Genomic DNA, 5,223 nt, shown 5'->3' on the forward strand with positions numbered 1-5,223 from the left:
CGCGTAGCGCCTCGGTGTACTCTGTGGTGCAAAAAATTAAAACACTATTTACCACAGAGGTCACAGAGTTCACAGAGGAAGAGATTAAAGACAAAGATTTTAGGTAGAGATTAAGCCAAGCATGATGTTTGTATTGAACGTGGGCGGTGGTTATCCCGCGCATTTTATTAAACCCTGCGCGAGGTAAACTCCCGCCTACGGGTATAAAAAACCTTGCTATATTAACCGTAAGGTTTTTAAATTCCTAGAACCTAGAACCTAGAACCTAGAACCTAGAACCTAGAACCTAGAACCTAGAACCTAGAACCTAGAACCTCGAAATACGCTGTTGCAAACACGTATTAAAGATTTACAATACAATAAACAACACGGCTAAACTGCTTAATAACACTATCAGGAGTTAATATGGATTCAATACTCAATTGGCTGAATGAAAATTCAGGCTTAATCTTACACTACGGTATTCAAGCAGTCATAGCGCTTGTTATATTTTTACTGGGTGGACGAATTGCTAAATTTTGTGCAAAGTTAACCGAAAAAGCATTCGACAAGAAAAAAGTAGATAAAGCGGTTTCATCGTTTGTCTCTAGTATTGTATATGCCATTGTATTTGCAGCCACTATTTTAATGGCGCTGTCACAAATTGGCATCGAAACCACATCATTCATTGCTATTTTAGGTGCGGCAGGTTTAGCCGTTGGCTTAGCACTGCAAGGGTCGTTATCTAACTTTGCGTCAGGCGTATTAATTATTCTACTTCGCCCATTTAAATCAGGTGACTACGTTGAAGCTGGCGGTAAAGCCGGTACGATTAAAAAAATCGAAATATTCTCAACTGAAATGCGCACACCCGATAACAAAGTTATTGTAATGCCTAATTCAAAAATCATGTCAGATGCAATTATTAACTACTCGCGCGAATCAACACGCCGCGTTGACCTTGTGATTGGCGTTGGCTACGACGCCGACTTACGAAAAGCAAAAGAAGTACTTAAATCAGTGCTTGATAACGAATCGCGTATTTTAAAAGATCCTGCATACAATGTATCAGTTTCTGAACTTGCCGATTCAAGCGTTAACTTTATAGTGCGCCCGTGGGTTAACTCAGAAGATTACTGGCCAACATACTGGTCGTTAATGGAAAACATTAAAATAGCGTTAGACGACGCAGACATTACCATTCCATTCCCGCAAATGGATGTACATTTTCACAAGCAAGACTAATTTTTTAAAATACTTATTTATTAAGGCAGCGCTCAAATTCGATTTATTAATATGCGCGCTGTTTTTTTAATAGGTATTAATACATTTTTTACAGGGTTATTTTTTAATGAAACTTAAGCTTTTATCAATTTTAGTAGCAGCCTCAGCTACAACCAATGCATTTGCAGCAGAAGAAGAACAAAAAACCTGGGAAGTTACCAGCGAAGTAGGCGCTATTATTACCAGCGGTAATACCGAAACAACGACCTTAAAAGGCGGTATTAAAGTATTACATAACTTAGAAAGCTGGAATAACGAGTATAAGTTAGACGGCATCTACAAAGAAGATGAAGTAGAGAACGAAAACGGCATAAAAGAAAAACAGCGTACTAACGAAAAGTACTCTATTTCAGCACAAGGTAATTACAAGTTAAATGAAAAGCACGCCCACTTATTTATTTATGGGTCACACGTATCTGACTACTTTGGTGCATACCGAAGTGAGTCGGTTATTTCAGCGGGTTATGGTTTACGTTTACTAAACGAGTCAAACATGAAACTAAATGCTGAAATTGGTCCAGGTTATAAGTATTTTAAATACCCAGATGTAAGCGAAGAGGTTGATGAAAACGGCAACTCACTAGCGGGTGAATACGAAGGCGAAGTAATTGCTTTAGGTAAATTAGACTTTAGCTGGAAAATTTCAGACAACGCACGTTTTACTCAGTTGGTATCGGTAGAATATGGTGATACTAATACTAAAACTCGCTCAGAAACTGCGCTACTTACTAAAATTAATGGCTCGTTACAAATGAAAGTAGCCTACAATATCACCAATAACTCAGATGTGGCTGATGACAAAGAAGCAACCGACACTGAGACCTCATTAACATTGGTTTACAGCTTTTAACATCAAGTAGTAAATTAATTGTAATAAAACTATGAAAGGGGCTAAAGTCCCTTTTTTATTTGTCCATAAATAATGTATGATACCCACCAATTTTGGTTGTAGACCTAGGGAAATACCTACTCGTGAACGTTATTAAACATTTATTAAGTGCTTTTGTACTTATATGTAGCTTTAGCGCATTAGCATTTGCGCCAACAGCCGCTCAACTAGAGCAGTTTCAAAAGTTGCCTAAGTCTCAACAGCAGGCACTTGCAAAGCAATATGGCGTAGATATTTCAAGCCTTGAAGGTGCAGGCAATGCCAGTGGCAAAAATAACGAACAAGATAAACCCACAGTAGGTGAGCGTAATACCGCCGACGAACAAGCTTTTACAGATGAAGAACGCTTTAAGCCTGAAGATAACACGGTAAAACCATTCGGTTATGACTTATTTGCCGGCGAACCCACCACATTTATGCCCAACGAAAACGCCGCAGTACCCGATACGTATTTAGTGGGGCGTGGCGATCAGCTATTAATCAACTTTTACGGTAAAGAAAGCGCAAGCTATGAAGTAATAGTTGACCGTGAAGGACGTATTAACATTCCCGACTTAAGTCCTGTTCAGGTAGCTGGTTTAACCTTTGCTGAAGTTAAAGAGTTAATAAAAGTAAAAGTTGAACAAGAGATTATAGGTGTTAAAGCGTTTGTATCGCTTGGTAAACTTCGCAGTATTCGTATTTTGGTTTTAGGTGAGGCCTACAAGCCAGGTAGTTATAGTGTATCGTCATTGACTACTGTGTCGCATGCATTATTTGTAAGTGGTGGCGTGTCTGATATTGCCTCACTGCGCAATATTCAAGTAAAACGCGGTGGTAAGGTTGTTACTAACTTTGATTTATACGACTTACTTATTCGCGGTGATAGCAGCAACGATATTATTTTAAAACCGGGTGACGTGGTATTTATACCGTCGGTCGGAGAGCAAGTAACCGTTGATGGTTTAGTAAAACGTCCTGCCATTTTTGAGCTTAAAAAAGGCGAAACGGCAGAGCAGTTATTAAAAATGGCGGGCGGCATCAAGCCAAATGCTTACGCTAAAAGCGTGATAGTTGAACGTTTTAATAACCAACACAAAGAAGTGCTTTCAGTAGATTTTAGCAAAGAGCAAGTTAACTACATTCCACAAGATGGCGATCGTATTCGTTTTAGCGCGATTGGTGAGCAATACCAAACTTCAATTAGTTTAATTGGTGCTGTAGTACGCCCTGGTAATTACCAGTGGTACAAGGGTAAGCGCATTTCAGACATATTAGGCTCAGTACGTGGTGACTTACTACCGCAAGCCGATTTAGATTATGCATTAGTAGTGCGTGAAACCAACGTAAATGGTGATATTGAAATTCATCAGTTCGATTTAGCAAAAGCCATTACAAAAAATACTGAGAACAACTTACCACTTAACCCTAACGATAAAATTATTGTATTCAGTCGTTTTGAAGAAAAAGCATTAGAAGATATAGCGCTTGCAAATTTAGCGTTAACTAAAGAGCAGCAAGATCAACAACGCAAAGCAGAGCTTTGGCATGAATACCAACAAAAAGAGTTTGAAAAATACGTTGGTGTTACTACTGAAAAGTCAGAGTTTGAAGAGGTAAACCCAAACTTAAGCATGTCGCAAATGCTTGAGAAAAAGCTAAAAGAACAAGAAGAAGATGCAAAAAGTTATGCCTTGTTCAGCCGCCATAATTTACTTAAACCGGTAATTGCTAAGTTAGAGCAGCAGGCTGGTGTAATGCAGGCGATGCAAATAGTGGAAATTAGCGGCAGTGTAATGTACCCAGGCATTTACCCGTTAATGGAAGGCGGTGAAGTAAAAGACCTAATTACTGCAGCGGGTGGCTTGTTAGAGTCGGCTTATACACAACAAGCAGAAGTAACAAGAATTGCCAATAACGATGTATCAAACATTGAGCATATTAAGTTTGACCTTAAAAGCGCCATGCAAGGTAAAACAGCATCTAATATTTCATTACAAAGTAAAGACAGCGTAAATATATTTGCTATACCAAATTGGCAAGAAAACTTAAAAGTAGAGCTTAAAGGTGAGCTTAAATTTCCGGGCACCTATACTATTCGCCGCGGTGAAACCTTAAGTAACTTACTAGAACGCGCTGGTGGCTTTTCTGAGTTTGCAGCCACTAATGCCGCTGTATTTACTCGCCAATCAATTAAAAAACAAGAGCAACAACAGCTAGCGCGTTTATCTACCGAGCTTCGCCGTGATATAGCATCAAAAAGCTTTCAAAGTTCAGTAAGTAGCAACACACTTACTTACGATGAAATGAATAAGTTGCTAAAGGACCTTGCTAACGTTGATGCCGTAGGCCGTTTAGTTATAGATTTACCGCTTATTGTTAACAATGAGCAAAACCTAGTACTGCAAGATGGCGATGTACTTTATGTACCAAGTGAGCGCGACTCAATTAGTGTAATAGGTGAGGTTAACTACTCTACCTCGCATCTATATAAAGCAGGTATAAGCGTAGACGAATATATAGACCTAAGCGGTGGCTTAAAAGAGCGCGCTGCTGATGACCGTATTTACATTATAAAAGCCAACGGCTCGGTAAAAATACCAAATACCGGCAACTGGTTTGCAGTTAATAACTCAAACCAACTTGAACCTGGCGATACCATTGTTGTCCCACTAGATGCAGGCCATATGGATAAGCTAACGCTTTGGAGCACCGCAACACAGATTCTATATCAACTAGGTGTAGCAGTAGCAGCCATAAGCGGTATTTAATATAATGTAGCGCGGGTTTATCCCGCGTCTGTTAGTGATTTTATTCACCACAGAGGGTAAAGAGAAGCCGTTAGGGATTAAGGAAGTGACGAGTTGCGAGCTTCGGGGTTTAAATAGCCTGTAGGCGGGGCTTTACGCCGCGCAAGCTTGTTTCTCTGTGAAGCGCGCAGCGCCTCGGTGTACTCTGTGGTTAAAATGGTTTTGTAGACGGGGCTTTATGTCGCGTCTGTTAGTGATTTTATTTACCACAGAGGGTAAAGAGAAGCCGTTAGGGATTAAGGAAGTGACGAGTTGCGAGCTTCGGGGTTTAAATAGCCTGTA

Annotated in this window: 2 protein-coding genes and 1 pseudogene; all 3 read left to right on the forward strand. The window is 39.8% G+C overall.

From position 1 onward, the window contains the following. Nucleotides 1–405 precede the first annotated feature (405 nt). The gene (locus AAEY57_RS18585) at nucleotides 406–1,224 is read left to right on the forward strand and encodes a mechanosensitive ion channel family protein (RefSeq protein ID WP_024602508.1); all 819 of its coding nucleotides are present in this window, start codon (nucleotides 406–408) and stop codon (nucleotides 1,222–1,224) included. Between the two features lie 106 nt (nucleotides 1,225–1,330). Then, on the forward strand, nucleotides 1,331–2,113 hold the full coding sequence (locus AAEY57_RS18590; protein WP_273002829.1) for a DUF481 domain-containing protein: 783 nt from the start codon (nucleotides 1,331–1,333) through the stop codon (nucleotides 2,111–2,113). 368 nt (nucleotides 2,114–2,481) lie between these two features. After that, a pseudogene (locus tag AAEY57_RS18595) lies at nucleotides 2,482–4,902 on the forward strand (SLBB domain-containing protein); the annotation flags it as partial. Between the last annotated feature and the right edge of the window lie 321 nt (nucleotides 4,903–5,223).

Origin of the sequence: Pseudoalteromonas sp. MER144-MNA-CIBAN-0113 (genome assembly GCF_040308965.1) — a bacterium.
GTDB lineage: Bacteria > Pseudomonadota > Gammaproteobacteria > Enterobacterales > Alteromonadaceae > Pseudoalteromonas > Pseudoalteromonas tetraodonis.